Source organism: Marinomonas sp. 63XJN7_7_ISO-PGPR-S23-202 (assembly GCF_056173505.1).
The window spans coordinates 3507208-3531063 of sequence record NZ_CM149677.1; the positions used below are offsets into that span (position 1 = coordinate 3507208).

Here is a 23856-nt window from a genome sequence, read left to right on the forward strand (position 1 = left end):
TAATGAGGCTAATCCAAGCTATGCTATTTTAACCACCATTCAAAAACAAATTAACTTTACTCATTATTGAAATAAGAAAAAGGAATAACTTAAAAAATTCTTAAGGAAAAACACCATTCCTAAAAAAAGAGGAGAATAAGAAAATAAATAGAAAATATATTGAGTATGCAATGGTGATTTCATCCCAAAAAGAAGAATAAATATAAACCATTCGACATATCGAAATAACACTCAGCTTTCAAACAAATCAGGCTAACAAAGGCATTCAGAAAACTTTACCCAGTAAGCAATGCTATAGCCATAAAAGACATGATCTATTATGGCTATAGTAGGTTAGCTCTGAGCCGGGGAATAAGACTTACGAAAACAATTCTATCCCTCAAATAGCAGATAATCACATAAAACAAACATGAGTAAAGTCTCTGCTATACTCTAGATGTTTACAATTCACACGCCAATAACGTGCCTTGTTTTATCGCACGTTTCGCATCAAGCTCTGATGCAACATCCGCTCCGCCAATAAAGTGCACAGGTCTATTTATGCTCTCACCTAAGGTTTTATTGGGTAATTGACCCGCACAAATCACGACGTTGTCGACCGCCAAGCATTGCGGCTCCCCAGCTACAGTGAGGTGCAAACCTTGATCATCGATTTTTTGGTACTCACAATTGGCAAGCATGGTCACGCCTTTTTTCAACAGCTCAGTTCGGTGAATCCAGCCTGTGGTTTTTCCTAAATTCGCACCGACCTTGGAGGCTTTTCGCTGTAGCAAGAAGACTTCCCTCACGGCTGGTTGAAAGTTTGGCTTCATTCCTTCCACGCCACCTCGGGTTTGAAAGGTCATATCCACCCCCCACTGATTCATAAACTCACCAATGGTTTTGGCCCCGTGGGATAGGTCATGGATCAGGTATTCGCTGATATCAAACCCAATACCACCCGCACCGATCACCGCCACACGCTTACCAACGGCATGACCATTCATGACATCCAAATAGCTCAACACTTTTGGATGATCGATTCCCTCAATCGCCGGTTCCCTTGGTAAGATACCCGTTGCCATAACCACATCGTCAAAATCGTATTGATTCAATAGCGATTCATCAACGCATGTATTGAGTTGTAACGTGACACCTGTCAGTGCAATTTGACGCTTAAAATAGCGCAGTGTTTCATAAAACTCTTCTTTACCAGGAATACGCTTAGCAATATTAAATTGCCCGCCAATCTCACTGGCCATATCAAATAAAGTGACCTTATGTCCTCGTTTTGCCGCCGTTGTCGCAAACGCTAAACCAGCAGGGCCAGCCCCTATAACACCAATACGCTTTGGCGTTTCAGCGGGCGCAATAATGAGCTTCGTTTCATGGCAGGCTCTTGGGTTAACCAAGCAAGATGTGACTTTCTGATAAAAAACATGATCCAAACAAGCTTGGTTACACCCGATGCAGGTGTTGATTTCATCAGCTCGATTTTGCCGCGCTTTCACCACAAACTCGGGATCGGCAAGAAACGGCCGAGCCATAGACACCAAATCCGCATCGCCCCGAGCCAGAACGCCCTCAGCAACCTCTGGCATATTGATCCGGTTAGAGGTAACCAAAGGGAGAGTTAACGACTCTTTAAGCTTCGCTGTCACCCAAGTAAAAGCCGCTCTTGGAACTTTCGTAGCAATCGTCGGTACTCTGGCCTCATGCCAGCCAATGCCCGTATTGATAATCGTTGCGCCTGCTTTTTCGATCGCTAAACCCAGAGAAGTGACTTCGTCTAATGTACTTCCCTGCTCCACCAAATCCAGCATAGACAAACGGTAGATAATGATAAAATGTTCACCCACCGCATCACGAATGCGGCGTACAACCTCTACCGGAAGACGCATCCGATTCTCGTATTCTCCGCCCCAATCATCCTCGCGATGATTCGTACGAGCAGCAATAAACTGATTGAGTAAATACCCTTCGGAGCCCATCACTTCCACTCCGTCGTAACCGGCTTTTTGCGCTAATAAGGCAGCACTCACAAAGTCATCAATTTGCTTAGCAATTTCATCCTGGGTTAATTCATGGGGAGGGAAAGGGTTAATCGGAGCTTGCAATGCGGAAGGAGCAACCAATTTTGGGGTAAAAGCATAACGGCCTGAATGCAAAATTTGCATACAAATCTTTCCGCCTTCGGCATGGACCGCAGACGTCACTTGACGATGATTGTCTACATCCTTTTCGCTTGCCATCAAAGCCGCACCAGCGTAAACCCCTCCTTCCTCATTTGGACCGATACCACCTGTTACAATCAAAGCCACGCCGCCCCTGGCTCGCTCTGCGTAAAACGCAGCCATACGAGGAAAGCCATCTTTGGCTTCTTCTAATCCCAAATGCATGGATCCCATAATAATGCGGTTTTTTAATTGCGTAAAACCGAGATCCAATGGTTGAAAAAGATGCGGATAAACTGACTGACTCATAATGATGCCCTTTTAAGGATGTTATTGTTATACAAACCACGACACGACTGCTGTGCTCGATACCTCGTACTGGGTTCGCTTATAGAGGTCTCTTAACAAGCCGAAAACAATCTAGACACTGTCAAGATAGAATTTAATTTTGACACTGTCAAGATAAACCGTTTTAATCCGAGCATGACCACAACGAAAAAAACCTATCATCATGGTGATTTGAAAATCACCTTAATCCAAGCCGCTAGCGACCTGCTTCATAAAGAAGGGGCCAATGCCTTATCGATGCGTAAGCTAGCAGACATTGTTGGCGTATCTCGCACCGCCCCCTATCACCATTTCAAAGATAAAAATGCTTTACTCTGCGCCATCGCAGCCAATGGCTTTGAGCAGCAAACAGAACAGCTTAGACAGCTGATTAACCAGCAAGACCATAGCGAAGAAACCTTTAAAAAATACGTCTTTTTATACATACACTTTGCCCAACAACAAAGTGAACTCTACGATCTCATGTATGGCCGCACCTTGTGGCAAACAGGCACACCTAATGACAGCCTAAAGCTAGCATCACGCCAGGCTTTTAAATGCTGGATAGACTGGGTAGAAGCCCTGCAAAAAAATGGCGTTTTGACCAGCAGCAATACACCACTCAGGGTCGGACAAGCCACCTGGGCGAGCCTACACGGCCTTGCCAGATTCTTAATCGATGGTATCTATATTGATGAAGAAAACGTTACCGAAATGGCAGAACAAATGCTTGAGATGATGGTAATCAAACACCCTCTTGCCTGAATAAGATAAGAAGATAAAAGAAATACAAGATATTGAGCACACAAATATAAGCATCGTGTACTCAATATAAAACGCGAGAAAAACGAAGTAGAACGAATAGAGCGCTTCTAATACGCTTTTTCCTCTTGATTAATAAAGATCAATACTAGAAAGAGCACCACGATAAAACGAAATGCTGAGGATTGCCCATTCCAAATTTTAGACTGCCACATTAAAAACCACTCTGCACCAATGGTCATAAATCCAGTAAACCAAAGTAACACCCCAAGCACTAAGCCAATATTGGCCCATTTTTTGGCACGATCAAAGGTTCTGTTGTCAGCCAGTCGGCTATGCCACATTTGCCACACACCCAGCACACACAATATTCCTACCATGGCTTCGGTAAAGATAATCAGCCAATAAAAAGCGTGGTGTAGAAACGGTGTCTGAATAGAGCGATAGATCAGCGGATTATTATTGAAAATCGAATCCATGGTTAAGACATGCTGCACAAACGCATAATTGGATCCATAATCCACGATATTATTAAAAGCAACCAATCCTGCAAACAAGGCAACACAGGCCACTAAAATAACTTTGATAATTCTTAAATGATTCATACTCACGGTCCATATGATAATAATTGATCTCCGAGTTTCTCCTTATACACTGGAATCTAGCGAAAAAAAATACCGACACAAAAATGTATCGGTATTTTTTGGGAGACAAGCCCTTAGAAACGATCAAATCGATAAGGAGCAGGATTGACTATAGGCTCGTGGTTGGAGACAAGATCCGCCGCTAACTGCCCCGCGGCAGGTCCCGTTCCAAAACCGTGACCCGAGAAACCCGTCGCAACCGTTAAACCAGGGATGCTTTTCACATGATCAATCACCGGACTTGAATCAGGCGTGACGTCGATCACCCCAGCCCAAGCCTCTTCTAGCTCAGCCGCTTCAAACGCTGGCCAAGCCTTTCTCAAGTTAGTTATGGCCTCATTGTTCAAAGCTGGATTGGCTTGTGGGTCCATAGTGCGGATTTTTTCAAAAGGCGTCACTTGCTTACCGTTCCAGCGCCGTGCCAAGGCTAAATCTTTAAAAAACTCACGGCCCATCGACACACGCAAAAAACCACCTTGAGTGCGTAGTTGGGATAGGTAGCGTCGGCCAATCAATAAATGATCTAAAGTGAGTTTGGCATCTAACGCCCCACGCTGGGTGACAATAAAACCACCGCCTTGATGTTTCCTAAAAGAGAAATCTGGACCGCCAACGGCAATATCAGTCGGCCCTTCCATTGGCTTGGTTCGCATCACTGAACATATTAATGGCAAGGTATATAAAGACACCCCCAAGTTGCCTAAGAAGCGTCTTGACCACGCGCCCCCCGCCAGTAGCACTTGTTCACAACGAATTTCTCCTTGTTCTGTTACCACGCCAGAGACCTTGCCTCCCGACATGGATAAAGTGCGAACGGCACAGTTTTGCACCATTATAGCCCCCAGCTCAATGGCTTTTTTCGCCATGGCTGCGGTTGCAACGGCAGGCTCCGCGCGACCGTCAGAAGGTGTATAGATTCCCCCTACCCAATCGCCCTTTCCACCGGGCACTTTTTGATCAATTTCTTGTTTGCTCAATAAATGTGAGTCCAAATCCAGAGCTTGAACGGACTTCAGCCAGCCTTCACTTGCTGCTAGCTCTTCTTCTGTTTTTGCTAAAAACATAATGCCAGCTTGTTTATAGCCAGCATCATGACCAATTCTCTCCGGCATTTGCGCCCAGAGTCGATCAGCCGCGGCCGCCAGAGGCACATCCTCTGAGTGACGGTTGGTTTTCCGAATCCAGCCCAAATTTCGTGAAGACTGCTCTCCGCCGATATGGCCTTTTTCTAACAAAACAACAGGAATATTGCGCTCAGCTAAGGTTAGCGCAGCCGTCACGCCAACAATACCACCGCCAATCACCACAACCGTCGTTGACTCTGGTAACTGATCTTGCGTTTGTACCGCATCGAGTGTTTTTGTCATAACAAATTCCCTAGGCATGAAAGGATGCTTTCTTATGACGAAAACATCCTCTTAGTGTTTTAAAAAACCGGATAATTAAGCAATTGTGATCTCTTGAACATTGGCTTTCGAAGCGCCACGATAAGCCGTGACTTCTAATTCCACTTTATAAACAGTGGAGCCTAAAGGAGGACAAGTCACCGTCGTCGCTGGGTTAACCCCTTTAAACTTAGTACCAATAAACTCCATCACCGCGGGAGTGTCTGCTGGGTCTTGAATAAACACTCGTGACACAACGACATCTTCTAAACCAGAATCGACCGCCTTAAGAGCCTTCTCAATGTTACTGAAAACTTGTTTAGCTTGTTCAATCACATCCTCTGGAATTTCTTTTGTCTCTGGATTACGGCCTGCCGTATTAGAAACATAAATCCAATTATCGATAGAAACCACACGAGAATAGCTGCCTTTCTCTTCAAAAATGGAACCCGTTTTTGCCTTGATAATAGTCGTCATGGTATTCACCCTATAAAATAATAATGTTTAAAAGTCGTTTTATTAATCGCTCAATGGCAGCGAACCTGATTGAGGATGTCATCAGATTCGCTCTGTGATTGTTGTTATTTCAGTATTTATGCTGCTACTTCAGTATTTATGCTGCTACTTCAGTATTTATGCTGCTACTTCAGTATTTATGCTGCTACTTCAGTATTTATGCTGCTACTTCAGTATTTATGCTGTTATTTCAGTACTGGGGTTTCCCAAAGGTTCAATTTGACACCAATACCTTTCTCTATTGCATTGCGGTAAATCACGGTTGCCCAAGCAATGTCTTCTACTGGCATACCACCAACAGACATAATGATGATCTCTTCGTCGTTTTGGCGACCTGGCGCTTCGTTTGCCACGATTTTACCAATGTCTTCTAGCTCCGCTTTATCAAGTTGACCGGAGGCGATCATGTCCATAAAGCGCACACCGACTAGTGGAACATGGTTATGGGCCGGTTTCGGTAATTCCTCATACCATGCCTCGTATAAGCGCGTATTATCCAATACCTTACGAACACTAGGACCTTCCATTCCCTCATCTAACGAACAACTGGCTGGCATGGCTAAAAATGCCCCCGGTTTCACCCACTCACGTTTTACCATTGGGTAAGTCGTTGGATCACCAGTCTCTCCAGAGTTACAATAAGTGACGAGATCTGAACCTCTAACCACGTCTTCAATAGTATCCACTACTTGGATATTGGTAATTTGTGGAAAGGCTTCCTTCACCCACCCAATGAAATCATCCAAACTCTTTTGACCACGGCCTTTAATCTTGATGGTATCAATATGATGACACGCCGCCATAAAAGCAGAGACGGTAGTTTTCCCCATCACACCCGGGCCAAGCAGCCCAATCACTTTTGCATCTTTACGAGCTAAATGACGCGCGCCCACGCCTGGGATCGCTCCTGTGCGGTAAGCAGACAATAAATTGGCCGACATATAAGCCAAAGGCGCAGCGGTCTCAATGTCGCTTAGCGTTAACATCAAAATAGAACGAGGCAATCCTTTCTCACGGTTGGCGATGTTAGAGCCATACCACTTCACGCCACAGGTCTGAAAATCCCCGCCTAAATAAGCAGGCATGGCCATTAAGCGTCGATCTGCCGTGGGTTTTGGCATCGTTGGAAAAGGAGACTCTTCAGGAAACGTAATCAAAGCGCCATGGGAATCACTATTAGGACCTGCCATGCGATAATCGCCTTTATGCAAAAGCGCAAACATTTCTTCCATGGTGTCGACACATTTGGGCATATCGGTAACACCAGCACGAATCATGTCCTGCTCTGATAGATAAATAAAATCGATAGTTGTGTTCTCAGACATAGCAATACCTAATAATAGAAATGAATAGTTTTTGTTTTTTCGCTCCTAAACCGGACAAAATAAATCTCTTTATTTTGATTCAACGCCAATGACTCACTGACTCTTGATGCAAATGGATTAGCAACGCTTGCCTTTGATCCTAGTCCCGTCGAATGGCTGCGTATTGGAATTTTCCGACATGAACGAGGCTGACCCAACAAACCAAAGGTTACGGTATAATTTTTGCATGATTATTTAGATACCTAAGCACCTAAGAGAAAGTGAAAGCAGCTTATATGCTGATTTTTTATTCGTCCTTCATCCAAGCAGAGCCATGCCATGTCAATATCATCCAGCGCTATTCCGATGTTCGATATTCGCTCAGAACAACCTTGGTTTGTTCTTAATTCTGCTCAACAATTCTCTCTTTACCCGTCGTCAAATCCGGCCATATCCCACTATTACAGTTTTGAACTGAAACGGGAATGCAAACTTAACTTTGCCATTCCTGATGGTTGTGTCGATGTGGTATTTGACTGTGATGAACATCAGCCACGGGGCATGATTTGCGGTACGCCACTGGAAGCTCGTAACACCCAACTTATCAGTCAACATCGTTATTTCGGAGTGCGGTTTGCAAGAGGCGTCATACCGGATTTTGTTAATGTCGCCACAGGGGATTTAATCGATCAAGAGTTTGACTTCTTAGAGACGATCCCCAACAGTTACGAGGCTTTCGAGAAGATTGTTAGCCAATCTAGCTTTGCCAAACAGGTGGCCATTTTTAACGAATTTTTATTGGGCAAGCAGATAAGACAGCCTTCCCCACTCACCCTTCAAGTGGTTCAGGATATCTACAAGAAAAAAGGCAATATTCGGATTCAAGACTTGGAAGCCCTAACAGGCTACACGACGCGAACCATACAAAGACAGTTTCGCGACGATCTCGGCGTGTCTCCCAAAACATTCAGTCGCATTATTCGTTGCCAATCAGCCGTGTGTGATATCCATAACAACAATGAATTGGTTTTCTCTGATTTGGCCTGCGACTTAGGGTTTTATGATCAATCGCACTTTCTCAGCGAGTTCAAAAAACTTGTCAGTACTACACCATTGGATTATTTGAATCGTATTTCACGCGGCACCTATCAACAAAGAATCCGTTATTACTGAACCATTCCCGTGCAATGATGTTCCTTCTGCCTAAAAAAGCCCCAAGATGGCGCACTCTTAGTCTTTTTAGCGCGCCAAATTTTCCTATAAAAAAAAGCCGATTGAGGTCTTTCTCAATCGGCTTTTTTATCAATATAAATCGAAACGCTTGTTCTTTTTACTCACTACTCACACAGTTTTTGGCACCGTGTTTAACTTATCTTCTTCAACATGATCAAGGGCTGGATCCCCTTTCCCTTTGGAGATTTTGATCACATAGCCAGTCACAAATAAGGTCACAGCGATACCAACCGCAGTGGATACAGACATAGATAAGCCAAAGCCTAATGTACTGTTATTGAGTATAAAGGTCGTACAAACCGCCGTCATAAACATCGCTGGAATCGTAGAGATCCAATGTAACTTATTGAAACGAAGCAAGTAGGCAGAGGCGGTCCATAACATCATTACTGCGGTCATTTGGTTGGCAAAACCGAAGTAGCGCCAAATCACAGCAAAATCCACCTGCGTCAGAATGCCACCAATAATGAACAGAGGAACAGACATAAATAAGCGGTTTTTCATTGTCTTTTGCTCCATGCTAAAGTATTCCGCCAAGATCAGACGGCTAGAACGGAATGCCGTATCGCCAGAGGTAATCGGCAAAATAACCACACCCAAGAAGGCAATGATGCCACCGAACGTACCAAGCAAACCAAAGGACGCAGTATAAACCACATTACCCGGTCCGCCATGGGCAACGGCGGCCCCCAATGAACCCATTGTGCCAAAGAAGGACAGTGCAATCGCACACCAGATCAAAGCGATCACCCCTTCACCTATCATGGCGCCAAAGAAGACAAAGCGACCATTTTTCTCATTTTCCAAACAGCGCGCCATCAAAGGTGATTGCGTGGCATGAAAGCCCGATACGGCACCACATGCAATGGTGATAAATAGAGCGGGCCATAGAGGTAAATGATTTGGGTTCATATTGGTGAACATATCGCTAAACGAATAGTTCGCTAACAGCGCATGATGGGATGAAAAGCCAATCGCACCGACCAACCCAACAGACATAAAGATCAGCAACGCACCAAACAATGGATAAAAGCGCCCGATGATTTTATCGATGGGGACAATGGTTGCCAAAATATAGTAAGCAAAAATAATGGCGACCATGGTTCCCATGGACAATGTTGCGCTGGTTTGATGATTCACCAAATTGGTAATCATGCTCGCAGGGGCAGACACAAACACCACACCAACCAATAACAGCAACACCACAGCAAACACATTCATAAAGTGTTTTGCGCCTTTGCCAAGATAGCGTCCCGTGATAGAGGGAACCGATGCCCCACCATTACGAATAGACAGCATCCCAGAAAAGTAATCGTGAACGGCACCAGCGAAAATACACCCAAAGACAATCCAGAGCATGGCAGCAGGACCATATAACGCCCCCATAATGGGACCGAAAATGGGGCCAACACCAGCAATGTTTAATAACTGTACGAGGTACACTTTCTTGTTCGACATGGGAACGTAATCCACACCATCACGCTTAGAAAACGCAGGTGTCGTACGATTCTCTTTGATACCGAAGACTTTTTCGACAAAAGCCCCGTAAATGAAGTAACCCGCGATCAGCGCGGCTACACAGAATAGAAACATCATCATTTTATTATCTTCCTATTGCATAATTGTTTTTATAGTTGCGACAGCAAAGATAAATCGGCTTTTCTAAAGAATCACCAGAGCTTTTGCTTAGTGGCAAGATACTAAGCTAAGCGGTCATAGAAAAAATTGAGCGGAGCGGGACAAACTTAAAAGGTCAGTAAAATGCCATGAAGATGACGAGGGGTACACATTCCTTCCAAAGGTGTCACCATCGTTAAATAATCCCCAACATATGCTTCAAAGTCTTTAAGTAACGACGACTCACCGGCACCTGCTTCCCACTGAGTGTCACCACTTCCGCCAAGCCATTATCCAGTAACTGAATCTCTTTAATGCTCTTCGTATTAATAAGATATTGGCGATGACAACGCAGTAAATCCGTTTTTTCTTCCAAGGTTTTTAACGTGAGTTGGCTACTTGCCGTCTGATGAGCCGTTTGCACATGAACCCCCGATAGATCACTGTAAACCATTTCAATCTCCTGAAGTGGAATGATCATAATGCGATTGTGTCCAAGACAAGGCACTTGCTGCAGTATTTTTGGCGTGAGCGCATCAATTTGCGCCTGTGTATGGGGCACCTCTTGATTATGCTTCACCTTTAACAGGCGCTGTAGAGTCTTATCCAAACGTTTCGGGTCTACCGGTTTCAGCAAGTAATCAAGGGCGTTGTCTTCAAACGCGCGAACGGCATACTGATCAAAGGCCGTGACAAACACCACACACGGCATCGTCTCAGGGTCCAACATACCAATCAGCTCAATACCACTGAGTTGTGGCATTTGAATGTCCAAAAAAACAGCATCGGGCTTTAACGTATTAATCAACTTGAGCCCTTCTATGGCATTATTGGCCTGCGCGACGACGTTCACTTTTGCGGACTCTTGAAGCAACTCTGTCAGCTCTTCACGGGCCAAGAACTCATCATCTATTACTATTGCCGTTAGCATAACCACTTTTCTCGACGATTATTGTTATTGAATGATTGCGCAGCCAACCCCACACCTTAAGAAGAGACCGGATCAGGGACGAGAAAACGCATTCGTGTTGCTTTGCCTGCTTCACACTCCGTTTGCAGCGCGGCTTTATCACCAAAAAAATGCACAAGACGCTTTGCGACAATCTCCATCCCTAGACCCTGATTGTCATCCGACGCTGGCACAAACTGCCCTGCATTGTCTTCCACAACAATATTATACCCCACCTCATTACGTTCACTATAGATGCGCACCCGCCCACCTTCTAACATCGTACTGATGCCATGCTTGATAGCGTTCTCAACCAGTGGCTGTAGGGTAAAACTGGGCAATAACCTCTCCTGTAACGCTTCATGAATATCAATCTCCACGGTTAGACGATCAGTAAAACGCGCCTTCTCAATCGTCAAATAAGCATTCACATGGGCAAGCTCATCTTTAAACGCCACCGTTTCAATATTCTGCTTGAGATTACTCCTAAAAAAATGCGAAAGATGCTGAATAAGCTCTCGTGCTTTATTCGGATCCCGACGAATCACCGCACTGATGGTATTGAGCGCATTAAATAAAAAGTGAGGGTTCACTTGCGCGTGCAGCAGCTTAATTTCTGCTTGAGTTAACAATGTTTGCTGCTGTTGGAAATCGCCATATAAAATTTGGCTCGACAATAACTGCCCGATCCCCTCTCCCATGGAACGATTGATATTCGACAAAAGTTTCCGTTTGGGCTCATAAAGCTTAATGGTACCCACCACTTTTTTACCCGCTCGCAACGGAATAACCAATACCGTCCCGAGCTTACAGGTATCTGAAATAGAGCAATGATAAGGTGATTCACGAGCGCCTAAATAAATAATGCGGTTTTGCTCCATTGCCTGTCGCGTATACTTGGAGGAAATCGGCGTATTGGGCTTATGGTGATCTTCACCAATACCAATAAAGGCCAACGTATTTTCCGTATCCGTAATGGCCACCGCTCCCACATTGGTCTCTTCGTAGATAATCCGAGCGACTTTTTCCGCACTGCTCCCATCAAACCCCGTACTCCAAATTCCCACACTGCGCTCGGCGATGGTCAGTGCTCGCCTTGAAAACACCGCAGAATATCGCTCAAAAATGGTTTTCTTATCTTGCAGAATACTGACAAATAACGCGGCCCCCACACAATTGGCAATGATCATCGGCGCCGCAATCTCAGACACCAAGGTATAGGCACGATCAAAGGGTTTGGCAACCGCAAGAATAATCAGCATTTGACTGACTTCCGCCACGAAAGTAATCGCCAATACAATCAAAGGATTAAATAGCAGGTAGGATTTATCCTTTCTGACTAAATACAAGTGCAATAAACCACCGATCAAACCCTCCGTGGTCGTGGAAATCGCGCAGGCCACATCGGTAAAACCACCCAAAGTATAGCGATGAATCCCCCCCGTTAACCCCACTGCAAAACCAACAACCGGCCCCCCCAGTAAGCCACCAATGACCGCCCCAATCGCGCGGGTATTAGCAATCGCATCGTTAATATTCAGGCCAAAATACGTTCCCAAAATACAAAACAGAGAAAAAAGCACATAACAACTAAATTTATGGGAACGCTGAGAGGAAATATTCAACAAAGGCAGAAATATTGGCGTCTTACTCAGCATATAAGCCAACACAAGATACACACACATTTGCTGCAACAAAGACGGAACTAAATGCATAAATCGATACTTATTGTTAAATGGAAAGCGGCAAACGAACACCCTAGAGGGTCAATTTACTCCCCTAAACCAAGGTGGACAAGGTTTAGGTTGTGTGAGTAAAAAAGTTCGGGCAATATCAAAGTAATACATTTATAAGACGATCAAAAAACATGGAAGAAGCATTACATATTAAACAAGAGCCCCCCAACCAGCCCGATGTCATGGCACTGATTAGCGATCTCGATGCCTATCAAGCATCTTTGTACCCGCCTGAAGCCCGTTACGCATTGGACTTAGCCTCTCTGTCCCAACCTAATGTACTTTTCGCTGTCGCCCGAGATCAACAGAACAAAGCTCTAGGTTGCGGGGCTATCGTTTTGAATGATTCATACGGTGAGGTAAAACGTCTATTTGTCAGCCCTGAAGCCAGAGGCCAAGGCGTGGCCCAACAATTGATTGCCACTTTGGAAACCAGCGCTTATCAATCAGGTTGTCGAACACTTATGCTGGAGACTGGCCCCTATCAGCCAGACGCCATCGCCTTCTATCGTAAACAAGGCTATGAGACTTGCGGCCCATTTGGCGACTATCCTGACCATCCTCTTAGCGTGTTTATGAGTAAATATCTCGATTAGCTATTATTACGAATAAAGCTTGTTATATACCTTTCTAAACAACCACGTTGTCGTGATGAGTAAACTACTCGTCGTGATACGACTCATCTAAAAATACATAGCCGCTTACAGTAAAACTTCACTTCTTACTGGTAGGACAGAATCATTATGCGCTATTCCGGCTTGTTATTACTTTCCGCTACTCTGTGCCAAGCTCCTATGGTATTTGCCGTAACGAAATTCGATTTTACCAATGAATACAATGCCACTTCGATCCATGCTCAAGGCGATCAGTATTTTATCGATCAAGTATCCAAATTAACGAAAGGTGATGTGCAAATCACCCTGCATACGGGTGGTTCGTTGGGGTTTAAATCCGCCGATAATTTTTATGCGGTTTCCGATGATGCCGTGCAAATAGCCGATACCCTCGCGGGCAGTATGGCGGGAATCGATCCTATTTTTTTAGTCTCCTCTTTGCCCTTTTTAGTAAAAAACGAAAAACAAGCCGAAGACCTTTATAAAATAGCAAAACCCTATTACCAAAAAATCTTTGCTAAAAATGGGCAAATATTGCTTTACGCTTCCCCTTGGCCGGCGAGTGGTATTTGGTCAAAAAAAACCGTTACCAACAAACAAGAGCTGGCGAATTTAAAAATCCGCACCTATGACAAAAATGGCACGTTAACACTACGTGACGCTGGCGCTGATCCCATTAAACTATCTTGGGCGGATGTGGTGCCTCAACTGTCGACAGGAGGCATTCAAGCCGTGCTCACCTCTGCGGATGCGGGCGCCAGTGGCAAGTTTTGGGAGCATCTCGACAACTACAGCGCCATTCAATACGCCATTCCACTCAACATGGTGCATATGAATAAAGATGAGTTTGATGATCTGCCTAAAAAGGATCAGCAAGCCATTTTAAAAGCCGCCGCACTCACGGACAAACACAATTGGCAAGCCGTAAAAACTCGGGTAGCAGAAAATTATAAAGAATTGACCGCACACAAGGTCACTATTCACAAAAATCTGCCAAAGCCCTTTATCCATTGGTTACAAGAGTCCGCTAAACCATCCCTTAAAGAATGGTTAAAAGATACCGGGCAACCGGGCCAAACCATCATTGCTGAATTTGAGAAAAGCAAATAATGCTGATTCGATTCTTAGCCACGCTATCAAGAAAACTTAATCGGTTATCTGGTGCCTTAGCCATGCTATTAATCGTCTATGTGCTATGCCATATCCTGCTGGAAATTGTACTGCGGTTATTTGGAACATCGACCTATGTTCTGGATGAATTTGTCGGCTACGCGGTGGCGGCCATTACCTTTCTAGGCTTAGGTTACAGCCTAGAAAGAAATAGCCTGATTAGAGTGAATATTCTCATGGATCGCTTACCAGAACGTTTTCATTGGCTGCTAGATCTGCTTGTTTCAGCTATGTCCTTCGCTATTTTCACGTGGATTTCCTACTACTGGTATATCAATACCCTGAGAAGCTTTCAGCGCGGCACAACCAGCTCGTCGATTGCCGAAACCCCGCTGTGGATACCCGAAGGCATGGTACTAATCGGCTTAGTATTACTCTGTTTTACACTGCTGGTGAGAATGTTGTTATTGATATCAACACGACATGTGCCCCATATCGAGTTAGCCCAATCCCATGAATAGGATGTAAACATGGACATTGTATTAACCGCTGTTGCCGTGATGACACTTATTTTTGTGGTGCTTGGTTTAGGCGTCTGGGTGTTTTCAGGCTTGGCCATTGTTGCCCTTTTGTCTTTGGTGCTGATTGGCGACGTTAGTTTTCATCGGGCTGGCGCCATTCTCAGTCGTATTATTTTCAGTGCGGGAAATTCTTGGGAGTTATCCGCCATTCCACTGTTTATCTTAATGGGGGAATTGATTTTCCGTTCCGATATTTCAGATCGATTATTTAAGGGCCTAGAACCTTGGACCAAAAAACTACCAGGGGGAATACTGCACACCAATGTGTTCGGATGCGCCTTATTCGCTGCCGTTAGTGGTTCTAGTGCCGCCACCACGGCGACCGTTGGCAAGATCACCACAACGGAATTAAAAAAACGTGGCTATAATCGTAGCTTGTCCATTGGCTCCTTAGCAGGAGCTGGCAGCTTAGGGTTACTCATTCCGCCCTCTTTAGTCATGATCGTCTATGGAATTCAATCCGAAGTCTCCATCAGCAAACTCTTTATGGCGGGGATTTTGCCTGGTATTTTGATCGCCTTGCTATACTCTGGCTATCTTATCATTCGCGCTTTAATAAACCCGTCCTTGTGTCCACCAGAAAACGTTAGCCAAATCAGTAAGCTCAAGAGCATTGTGCTGCTTCTCCCTGTGATCTCATTGATTGTGATCGTCATGGGTGCCATCTATACAGGCATTGCCACTCCCTCTGAAGCGGCGGCGGTGGGTGTTTTTGCTACCTTGTTAATCTTACTAAAAGAAAGACAACTCTCTTTTGCAATGATTCAAGAAGCCTTGATCGCCACACTCCTCAGCTCCACCATGGTCTGCAGCATCCTCATCACCGCCGCGCTATTATCAACCGCCATGGGTTTTTTGCACTTACCATCGGAGTTAGCTCGCTATATTGCCAACCTACACCTGTCACCAGCATGGCTATTATTCGCCTTAGCTATTTTTTATATTGTATTAGGTCTTTTTTTAGATGGTATTTCCATCACCGTCATGAGCCTCCCCATTACCTTGCCCATCGTCGTGCAAGCAGGGTTCGACCCGCTTTGGTTTGGCGTATTTCTAGTGATATTGATAGAACTCGGGCAAATCACCCCACCCGTTGGCTTTAACCTCTTCGTCCTACAAGGGTTAACGGGGGAAAAAATAGGCCAAGTAGCAAAAGCCGCCTTCCCTTTCTTTATCCTCATGTGCACCGCGGCCCTTATTCTATGCCTAGTGCCCGATATCGCTTTATGGCTGCCAAACCTCCTATCGCCAAACTAGCATAAGTACGCCCAGAGGGAGCTAGAAAACTCAAACCTAATACACAGTAACTCGCGTTAGCAACCGCTCTATTCTATTTTTGAGCAAACTTTTATCGTCTTTTTTGGCTAATGCAGAGCCTTTTTATGATTCATATTGCCACCAATGTAGCAGAACGCTACATTTCTTATAGCGCATTAAGGAGATTGTATTATGTCTACTGCAAGTATTCGTCTCGACCAAGAGCTAGTTGATAAAGCCGCTATTATGGCTAAAGCTCTAAACCGTACAACACCAAAACAAATTGAACACTGGGCTAAAATTGGTGAAATCATGGAAGATAGCCCTGATTTACCTTACGAGTTCGTTAAACAAGCGATCATTGCCAAAGCAGAAAAAGAAGCCGGAAAACTTGAGGAATATCATTATGGCTAAAATCACTCAGATTCTTCAAACTCCTACCTTTAAAAAAGCAGTCAAGAAGCTATATAAAAACCAAAAGGTGGATCTAGATAAGGCAATCAGAGAATTGATTGAAGATCCGCTTCTAGGGTAACAGAAGAAAGGTGATTTATACTTCCTCCGCGTATACAAATTTAAGATGCTAAAACAACTTACATTACTTGTTTATACCTACGAAGATGATACCGTTACTCTCGAACTTATGGCTCTAGGTTCTCATGAAAATACTTATCGTGATGTGAAAAATATCGTCTGAGTTGATATGAATTAGAATGCCCAACTCACCGAGAAAATTTTGAAGGCGGCTTTTCCTCGAAGTTCCTTTCGCCAACTTTTAAGCTACTGATTGCAACAAAAGCTGTCGTAATTGCTGCTACGGCCAAGCATACTTCTTTAAAAGCCGAAATATATTCGATTGTTACGAAAAAACTCTTTTTAGCACTAACGGTTACAGCACGCGCGAGTTTACGAGTCGCAGTGCCTGTTTTTGTTACATGCGATACTGGTCGATAGCCAAACGCTCGCCATCTCGCTCTTTCTCTCTTATGTCTTTAGCTTCTAGGTCAGTAGATTGTAGAAAGTGTACCAAAAATGAGACCCAGGACTCTTGATAAACATAATCGTTGTGGGGCTCATCATAAAGGCAAAACTCAGCATTAGTTTCGAATGGATCACTTTCTCCATTTGGTGGCCGTATTTCAAATAGCTTATAGAGGCTAACATGCAGATTCTGGGTTAATGCCTTCCTATTTAGAGTTTCATTTACTTTTTTAACTACTTCAGAAGGCTTTAGCCGACCAACATTCGCGGCTTCAATCTTTACTGTTTTATCCTTAATTATTACGGTTAGCTGTTCGTAGGCTGCTTTATCTTCTTCGCTTAACGCATCCCATTTGACAAATTCAACAGCGGCATCAGCTCGATTAGTATTTGAAATCTTAGGGATTTGAATGAGTTTTATGCTGTATTCTTGAGAATTATACGTTTGTTCATCTAACGTATTCCGGTATTTTTCAACAAAAGAAACTATCTCAGAAAGATCTTTAGACAACGCAGAACGATTGGCCTGTTCTTGTTTTTGTGTACGTATTTGGGAGAACTGAAGGCTATATACCAATGACTCGTTGATAGAATATGAACTACCAAAAAACTCAATTAACTTACTTTCATAGTTGAACAGCAAAGATTGACATTCTCCGAAGATTAAAGTATCGATCTCTCGTTTTTCTATATGACGGTGCTCAATTTTATTTCTTAGCTTTATGAAAAAGTTAAGATTTGACTCGATACTAGGCTCAAGGCTCCCATGCTTCTTGATGCACGTTGATAATTCCCAAGCCTTCCTTTCTCCATCAACCATTTCATATCGATTGTTTTTCTTCTTGTAATAGTATTTGTCGCCAATAGTGTTGTTAAAATGAGCATGAAACAATCTAGTCCATGCCATAATCATCATTGTAATAAAACCTTCACTTCGAAACGTGGTCCGTGGTTTATTATAGATTTCAACTGCTAGAAGCGCCGAATCGATGGAAGCGTCAAGAATTGATTTAGTCTTTCCTTTTCTTAAACTCAAAGTAGCTCCCTAATGCTTGTAACGTTTGAACTCACTGGTTTTTACGGAGCGCAGCGGAGTAAAATCCAGTGCAGTGATTTGTTAGCCCATCATTTCAATTCATTTGTGTATCTATCGTGACGCCAAAAAATCTACCAACCTCTTGAAGGAAGATTCCCTGCGCATCATTAAATGCAACATGCTCTGCGAACGGGATATTCAGGAAACTTATATTTTTTACAGTTCCACGAAGTCTCACCATACTTTCGAGTGAAGTCAGCGGATCTTTGTCTCCTCGGATAACCAGCATCTCATTGTCAATCTGCCCCATCAGTGTTCCGGGATGCCCATCAATACTCAAATCCGTCCACATAGCCACAACGGCCTTGGAAAAATCGTCGAAGTCAGGCTCCGGATTGAGGCGCATATAACTTTCATAGCTTGAGGGAAACATTTTTTTCCAGATGTCTCCGGTCATACCGGAAAGCATTCCCCATGCAGGATCATTCTGACTCATTTCCCACCTTGCCCCAATTGTAACTATTTTGCGAAGCCTTGGGTCTTGTCTAACGGCATAACAATAAGCGGTGATGCCGCCATCACTAAATCCGAGAATGTTGAATTCCTTAAGTTCAAGGGAATCGATTATCTGCGCCAGATCATCTGTCAACAGCTTGTAGGAAAGCTTTCGCGTCCCAATACTCGATTTTCCGTGTCCGCGACTGTCTATACCAATAAGCCTAAATTTGCGGCTCAAAATTGGAACAATAGTATTGAAGTCTTCCATGTTGCCAAAACCGCCATGCAGCATAATCAACACTGGCAACTCCGGATTCCCTTTTTCTTCCACGTATATTTTGGCGTTGCCACAAGAGATATACCGACCGGACACGTGTTCAAACATATTCCCCGTCATATGAATTGACTCCTTTTTTCGGATGGCCATGCAGCCCACCGATGAGACGATCATCAGTACCACAAATATAAACAGAAACGATTTCTTTGTCTGCATACTATGCTGATTCTAATCGGGGCTAACACTTTAATAGTGTGCATGCGCATTTATCCAATAAATCGGCGTGCGCGTTATTCTGGTCTTAGCCATTTAGATAAATTTATCTAACACCATGATTTATATAAAGTTATTTATCATAATGAGTCTTCAGGCTTCAGATGAAACAAGCATGCTTGTTTTGTCTAATAACCGAGCATCAGGAGGGAAAAATATGTGGCTTTCGTCTTCCTAGACGCTATCCTTACACTCTAATCTATTTTCAAATAAGCGCCAACTAGAACATGTTGATATCTGATTCAGCGCAGGGTCAAAGCCCTTTTCGTGAAAGCACATCAGAATAATTAGCTTTAATCAGGTCGAAAAGGTGTTCGACCCCATGGATCCCACGCCTTTGCAGGGATGACTTATTAGGCGCCATAGCGGGATAACTAGAGATTGCTTCAATCTAAAATCGTTTATTCGATGCAACGAAGTTGCACGACGGTACGGCGCTGCATAACAGTATCCGCTAACCTTTATCTAACTGACAAAACAGCTCAACACCTTACGATATCGAGCATCTAGCGAATCATATTGTTAAAAAAGAAAATGAGATGTTTGGGCTTTAGCCCGATAAAAGCTCTTTTGGTTACTTTTGCAGCGTTTGGCAAAAGTTACCCGCTCAGCAGAGCGGAATAAACGAGCAGCTCAAAGTAATTGAGTGGAAACAATTACACCGGAAGACCCAAAGAACAACCCTATCCTAGCCTTCCCCTTAAAAAAGGGGAAGGGACTTGGTGATTAGTTACCCTCACCTTCTGGCGGAGTTAAAGCCTATACGAGGATGAAAGCAATTAGACTGAAAAAGCCGCTTCGACGCAACGAAGTTGCGCGACCCTATGGATTTTCAGGGTCATTAGCAGAAAGGATCTCTCGAACAGAAAAACTAATCTATGCCTTGATGGGGCTCTGCATTGACAACATAATATCTCTATGAGGAAACGAGGCGCTGTCCTTAAAAGCGAATTTTTGGTTACTTTTTGGGCGCTTGCAAAAAGTTACCCGCTCAGCAGAGCGGAATAAAGCTCATAAATACAAAGCGATTGAGAGACAACAAACAGAACAACCTCATCCTAGCTTCCCCTTAAAAAAGGGGAAGGGACTTGGTGATTAGTCGCCCTCGCCTTCTGCGTTTAACCGTCGGTGATCAGGTCGAAAGACCCCATAGACCCCACGCCAGCGCAAGGATGACGATAATCAAGCTGCAAATGGGAGGACAAAATCTCAAGTAGCAAAAAACGCCATTATCGTTTCTCTATTCCGAGAATAAATCAAAGATGACGTTTCGCATCCAAACATTGCCAGAGTCTTGATGGTAACGACGGTGCCAAAACATATTGATCTGCAATGAAGGCATATCGGCCGGATGAGGCTTTACGATTAAATCAAAACGTTCTGCGGTTTGAAGCGCGAGCTTTTCAATCACGGTAGCCACCAAATCTGTCTCAGCTACGATATAAGGCGCAGAGGTAAAATGCGCCAACCTAAGCTTACAAAGCTTCGTCATACCGTTTCTAGCCAGCTCTTTTTCCACATTACAATGACCGGTTCCTTGCGCCTCAATAATGACATGTTCAAAGTGTTCGAAGTCTGCAAGTTCCAACTTTTTCACTGCCAATGGGTGATTTTTGCGCATCAAACACACATAATCTTGGTCAAATAACCGACGCTGATAAAAGCCCGCTTCCAATTGCGGCAAGAGCCCAATCGCCAAGTCGGCCATGCCCACTTCTAAGTTTTCTTTTAACGTATGATCTTGATCTCGCACCGTGGTAATCGAAAGGTTCGGTGCGTGTTTCGCAAGATAGGCCATCAATTTTGGCAGAATATAAATCTCCCCCAAGTCCGTCATACCGATGCAAAAGGTTCGGTCGCTGGTTACGGGATCAAACCGCTCCTGGTAATTCAAACCGTCGTGCAAGGTGGTAAGTGCATAACCTACAGACTCAGCAATGCTATCGGCAAACGGCGTAGGTCGCATACCGCGCGCAGTTCGTTCAAATAATTCATCGTGTAACGCTAATCGCAGGCGGGCTAAGGCGTTACTCACCGCCGGTTGGGTTAAGCCAAGCTGCTCAGCCACTACGCCCGTCTTGCGTTCACGGTACATTAGCTGAAAAACAACCAGCAAATTGAGGTCGATATCTTTAAGTCGAATCATGGCAGAGATCTCACCAGTGTGAATATCTATTATTAGAGTTATTTTATATCTGAATAGCTCACACCATTCTATAGTGATTTTCATGCAAAGCATCGCACATAAATCTAAGAATAAGTGAGAGCAACCGTGGAAATTTTAATCAAACCAACTAACCAAACTATTTTGGCTTCAGCAGGCAGCACCTTATTGGATGCCTTCTTGGAGAATCAGATTCCCATCTCTTACAGCTGTTTGTCAGGTCGTTGTGGCACCTGCCGCTGCAAGGTTATTGAAGGCTCGGTGAGCGGCCCATCTGCCGCAGAAGGCCGACTCGCACAACACGGCCAATACGTTTTAGCTTGTCAAAGTAAAGTCGATTCGGACAGTGTGATCGAAATCCCAGAAGTGGATGAAATCATCACCCACCCAACCAAAACACTCAAAGCTGAAATCGTTGGTTATGATGAATTAGCCCATGATGTGCGTCGCTTACGCTTAAAAACGACCAAAACCTACGACTATTCTCCGGGTCAATTTTCCAACTTAACCTTCTGGCACGAAGATGGCACTCGTTCTTACTCCATGGCGGGCGTGGCTGAAGATGACATTTTGGAATTCCATATCCGCATCGTGTCGAATGGTCGCGTGACCTCGAAATTGGACAGCGAAATCAAAGTGGGTAACGCCATCAAGCTAAACGGTCCCCTTGGCGCATCTTATCTTCGTCGCAAAAACAGCGACCCTATGCTTTGCGTTGCCACAGGAACAGGCTTAGCGCCGATCCTTTCCATTATTCGAGGCGCCTTAGAGTCTGGGATGTCAAATGACATTCATTTGATTTACGGAGCGCGCACAGAAATTGACGTGTACGGTATCGATGTTTTGGACGCCCTTGCTAACGAGTACGACAACTTCAGATATGCCATCACCTTGGATCACGCACCAAAAGCTTCAGCTTACTTTCAAGGTTTGGTGACAGAAGCCATCGCCGAGTACTTCCCCGATCTGAAAAACTGGCGCATCTATCTCGCTGGCGCACCCGCCATGGTCGAAGCCGCATCGCTCGCCTGTACCAAGCGTGGCGCTGACATTGAGCAAATTTACGCCGACGCATTTTACCCCAGCGGTGTTTAGCCGCCGCTAAAAACGCGCTTTTCGTGAGCCAGCTTCGCGGAAAGAACCAGATAAAAACCACAATAAATACAAAAAAAGGTGAATAAAATGAATCAGGAAAATCGTATTCCTTTGACGCCCACTTGGGATCATGAAGACACCAGCCGTATTCCCTATTGGGCTTACACTAATCAAGATGTTTACCAACAAGAATTAGAAAAATTCTTCTACACCAAGCACTGGTGCTACGTTGGCCTTGAAGCCGAAATCCCAGAACCCGGCGATTTCAAACGCACGGCCATCGGTGAGCGCTCGGTCATTATGGTACGCGACGAAGACCGTAGTATTTACGTCGTCGAAAACCGCTGTGCCCACCGTGGCATGCAATTTTGCCGCGAAAAACACGGCAAAACGAAAAGCTTCACTTGTCCTTATCACCAATGGAATTACGACTTAGAAGGCAATCTTCAAGGTGTCCCCTTCCGCCGTGGTGTCAAACAAGACGGCCAAGTTAAAGGCGGTATGCCGAAAGATTTTAAACCCGCTGACCATGGTCTTAACAAGCTACGCGTTGCTGAACGTAACGGTGTGGTGTTCGCCAGCTTTGACCATGACGTTGAATCTCTTGAAGACTTCTTAGGTCCCACAATTTTGCAATACTTCGACCGCATGTTTAACGGTCGCAAGTTAACCATTCTGGGTTACAACAAACAGCGCATTCCGGGCAACTGGAAATTGATGCAAGAAAACATCAAAGACCCTTATCACGCGGGCCTTCTTCACACTTGGTTTGTGACCTTTGGTCTATGGCGTGCTGATAATCGCTCTGAACTGAAAATGGACAAACATTTCCGCCATGCCGCTATGGTCTCTACTCGTGGCGATGGCGGTAAAAATGATCAAACGACCAACTTCTCAAGCTTCAAAGAGTCCATGCAACTGCATGACCCAAGTTTCTTGGATATCGAAGACGAAGCTTGGTGGGGCGGCCCAACGGCGGTCATGATGACGCTATTTCCAAGCGTGGTATTTCAGCAGAACGTCAACAGTGTAACCACTCGTCATATTCAACCCAATGGAATCGATTCCTTCGACTTTGTCTGGACGCATTTTGGCTATGAAGATGACACACCAGAAATGACACAGCGCCGCTTACGCCAAGCCAACCTTTTTGGCCCAGCAGGATTCGTCTCGGCTGATGACGGTGAAGTCATCGAATTTTCACAACAAGGTATTGAGCAAAACGCAGCGAAAAAAGCCGTCGCGGAATTAGGCGGTCGTAATGTGGAAGAAGCCGATCATATGGTTTCTGAAACTTGCATTCGAGGTATGTACGATTACTGGCGTAAGACAATGGGAGTGTAA

At 44.5% G+C, this 23856-nt stretch carries 20 protein-coding genes and 1 pseudogene; 10 read left to right on the forward strand and 11 right to left on the reverse strand.

The features are described 5' to 3' along the window. Positions 1 to 440 precede the first annotated feature (440 nt). Entirely contained in the window at positions 441 to 2462 is a 2022-nt protein-coding gene (locus tag AC0VYG_RS16245) for an oxidoreductase (protein WP_475428991.1), read from the reverse strand. 174 nt (positions 2463 to 2636) lie between these two features. Between AC0VYG_RS16245 and AC0VYG_RS16250 the strand changes: the two genes are divergently transcribed. Continuing rightward, positions 2637 to 3245 (forward strand): TetR/AcrR family transcriptional regulator, encoded by a 609-nt coding sequence (locus AC0VYG_RS16250; protein ID WP_475428992.1) that lies wholly within the window; start codon positions 2637 to 2639, stop codon positions 3243 to 3245. Between the two features lie 107 nt (positions 3246 to 3352). Here AC0VYG_RS16250 and AC0VYG_RS16255 read toward each other — a convergent pair whose 3' ends face one another. The 4 genes from AC0VYG_RS16255 to AC0VYG_RS16270 all read right to left on the reverse strand — a co-directional run bounded on the left by AC0VYG_RS16255 (position 3353) and on the right by AC0VYG_RS16270 (position 7112). Beyond that, positions 3353 to 3847 (reverse strand): DUF2165 family protein, encoded by a 495-nt coding sequence (locus AC0VYG_RS16255; protein WP_475428993.1) that lies wholly within the window; start codon positions 3845 to 3847, stop codon positions 3353 to 3355. Positions 3848 to 3960: 113 nt separating this feature from the next. After that, a complete protein-coding gene (locus tag AC0VYG_RS16260) occupies positions 3961 to 5253 on the reverse strand; it encodes an NAD(P)/FAD-dependent oxidoreductase (protein ID WP_475428994.1) in 1293 nt (430 codons plus the stop codon). A 75-nt stretch (positions 5254 to 5328) separates the two neighbouring features. After that, on the reverse strand, positions 5329 to 5748 hold the full coding sequence (locus AC0VYG_RS16265) for a RidA family protein (RefSeq protein ID WP_475428995.1): 420 nt from the start codon (positions 5746 to 5748) through the stop codon (positions 5329 to 5331). Positions 5749 to 5972: 224 nt separating this feature from the next. Continuing rightward, positions 5973 to 7112 carry a tyramine oxidase subunit B gene (locus AC0VYG_RS16270; RefSeq protein ID WP_475428996.1) on the reverse strand — a complete coding sequence of 380 codons (1140 nt, stop codon included), beginning with the start codon at positions 7110 to 7112 and terminating at the stop codon, positions 5973 to 5975. A 318-nt stretch (positions 7113 to 7430) separates the two neighbouring features. On the opposite strand from AC0VYG_RS16270, the gene AC0VYG_RS16275 reads away from it, so the two are divergent. Then, positions 7431 to 8264: an AraC family transcriptional regulator gene (locus tag AC0VYG_RS16275; RefSeq protein WP_475428997.1), complete on the forward strand. Its 834-nt coding sequence runs from the start codon at positions 7431 to 7433 to the stop codon at positions 8262 to 8264. A 168-nt stretch (positions 8265 to 8432) separates the two neighbouring features. On the opposite strand, the gene AC0VYG_RS16280 is transcribed toward AC0VYG_RS16275, so the two are convergent. The 3 genes from AC0VYG_RS16280 to AC0VYG_RS16290 form a co-directional block, all read right to left on the reverse strand. Continuing rightward, positions 8433 to 9923 carry a carbon starvation CstA family protein gene (locus AC0VYG_RS16280; RefSeq protein ID WP_475428998.1) on the reverse strand — a complete coding sequence of 497 codons (1491 nt, stop codon included), beginning with the start codon at positions 9921 to 9923 and terminating at the stop codon, positions 8433 to 8435. Positions 9924 to 10137: 214 nt separating this feature from the next. Next, positions 10138 to 10872, reverse strand: coding sequence for a two-component system response regulator BtsR (btsR, locus tag AC0VYG_RS16285; protein ID WP_475428999.1), 735 nt, complete (start codon positions 10870 to 10872; stop codon positions 10138 to 10140). Positions 10873 to 10928: 56 nt separating this feature from the next. Further along, entirely contained in the window at positions 10929 to 12605 is a 1677-nt protein-coding gene (locus AC0VYG_RS16290) for a LytS/YhcK type 5TM receptor domain-containing protein (RefSeq protein ID WP_475429000.1), read from the reverse strand. Positions 12606 to 12757: 152 nt separating this feature from the next. Between AC0VYG_RS16290 and AC0VYG_RS16295 the strand changes: the two genes are divergently transcribed. The 6 genes and pseudogenes from AC0VYG_RS16295 to AC0VYG_RS16320 all read left to right on the forward strand — a co-directional run bounded on the left by AC0VYG_RS16295 (position 12758) and on the right by AC0VYG_RS16320 (position 16885). Then, the gene (locus tag AC0VYG_RS16295) at positions 12758 to 13222 is read left to right on the forward strand and encodes a GNAT family N-acetyltransferase (protein WP_475429001.1); all 465 of its coding nucleotides are present in this window, start codon (positions 12758 to 12760) and stop codon (positions 13220 to 13222) included. A 147-nt stretch (positions 13223 to 13369) separates the two neighbouring features. Continuing rightward, positions 13370 to 14350: a TRAP transporter substrate-binding protein gene (locus AC0VYG_RS16300; RefSeq protein WP_475429002.1), complete on the forward strand. Its 981-nt coding sequence runs from the start codon at positions 13370 to 13372 to the stop codon at positions 14348 to 14350. Next, positions 14350 to 14871 carry a TRAP transporter small permease gene (locus tag AC0VYG_RS16305; protein ID WP_475429003.1) on the forward strand — a complete coding sequence of 174 codons (522 nt, stop codon included), beginning with the start codon at positions 14350 to 14352 and terminating at the stop codon, positions 14869 to 14871. The genes AC0VYG_RS16300 and AC0VYG_RS16305 overlap by 1 nt, the downstream gene beginning before the upstream one ends. 9 nt (positions 14872 to 14880) lie before the next feature. Beyond that, the gene (locus tag AC0VYG_RS16310) at positions 14881 to 16188 is read left to right on the forward strand and encodes a TRAP transporter large permease (RefSeq protein WP_475429004.1); all 1308 of its coding nucleotides are present in this window, start codon (positions 14881 to 14883) and stop codon (positions 16186 to 16188) included. Positions 16189 to 16380: 192 nt separating this feature from the next. Beyond that, complete coding sequence (locus tag AC0VYG_RS16315; RefSeq protein ID WP_475429005.1) at positions 16381 to 16602, forward strand: TA system antitoxin ParD family protein; 222 nt, start codon at positions 16381 to 16383, stop codon at positions 16600 to 16602. Next, positions 16595 to 16885 (forward strand): annotated as a pseudogene (locus AC0VYG_RS16320) (type II toxin-antitoxin system RelE/ParE family toxin). Before AC0VYG_RS16315 ends, AC0VYG_RS16320 begins: the two are co-directional and overlap by 8 nt. Before the next feature lie 234 nt (positions 16886 to 17119). On the opposite strand, the gene AC0VYG_RS16325 reads toward AC0VYG_RS16320, so the two are convergent. The 3 genes from AC0VYG_RS16325 to AC0VYG_RS16335 form a co-directional block, all read right to left on the reverse strand. Further along, positions 17120 to 18205: a DUF3644 domain-containing protein gene (locus AC0VYG_RS16325; RefSeq protein WP_475429006.1), complete on the reverse strand. Its 1086-nt coding sequence runs from the start codon at positions 18203 to 18205 to the stop codon at positions 17120 to 17122. A gap of 94 nt (positions 18206 to 18299) precedes the next feature. Next, positions 18300 to 19100: an alpha/beta fold hydrolase gene (locus tag AC0VYG_RS16330; RefSeq protein ID WP_475449864.1), complete on the reverse strand. Its 801-nt coding sequence runs from the start codon at positions 19098 to 19100 to the stop codon at positions 18300 to 18302. A gap of 1393 nt (positions 19101 to 20493) precedes the next feature. Further along, on the reverse strand, positions 20494 to 21399 hold the full coding sequence (locus tag AC0VYG_RS16335; RefSeq protein ID WP_199474871.1) for a LysR family transcriptional regulator: 906 nt from the start codon (positions 21397 to 21399) through the stop codon (positions 20494 to 20496). Between the two features lie 126 nt (positions 21400 to 21525). Between AC0VYG_RS16335 and AC0VYG_RS16340 the strand changes: the two genes are divergently transcribed. Both AC0VYG_RS16340 and AC0VYG_RS16345 read left to right on the forward strand, forming a co-directional pair. After that, positions 21526 to 22512: a 2Fe-2S iron-sulfur cluster-binding protein gene (locus AC0VYG_RS16340; protein WP_475429008.1), complete on the forward strand. Its 987-nt coding sequence runs from the start codon at positions 21526 to 21528 to the stop codon at positions 22510 to 22512. A gap of 87 nt (positions 22513 to 22599) precedes the next feature. After that, positions 22600 to 23856 carry an aromatic ring-hydroxylating dioxygenase subunit alpha gene (locus AC0VYG_RS16345; protein WP_475429009.1) on the forward strand — a complete coding sequence of 419 codons (1257 nt, stop codon included), beginning with the start codon at positions 22600 to 22602 and terminating at the stop codon, positions 23854 to 23856.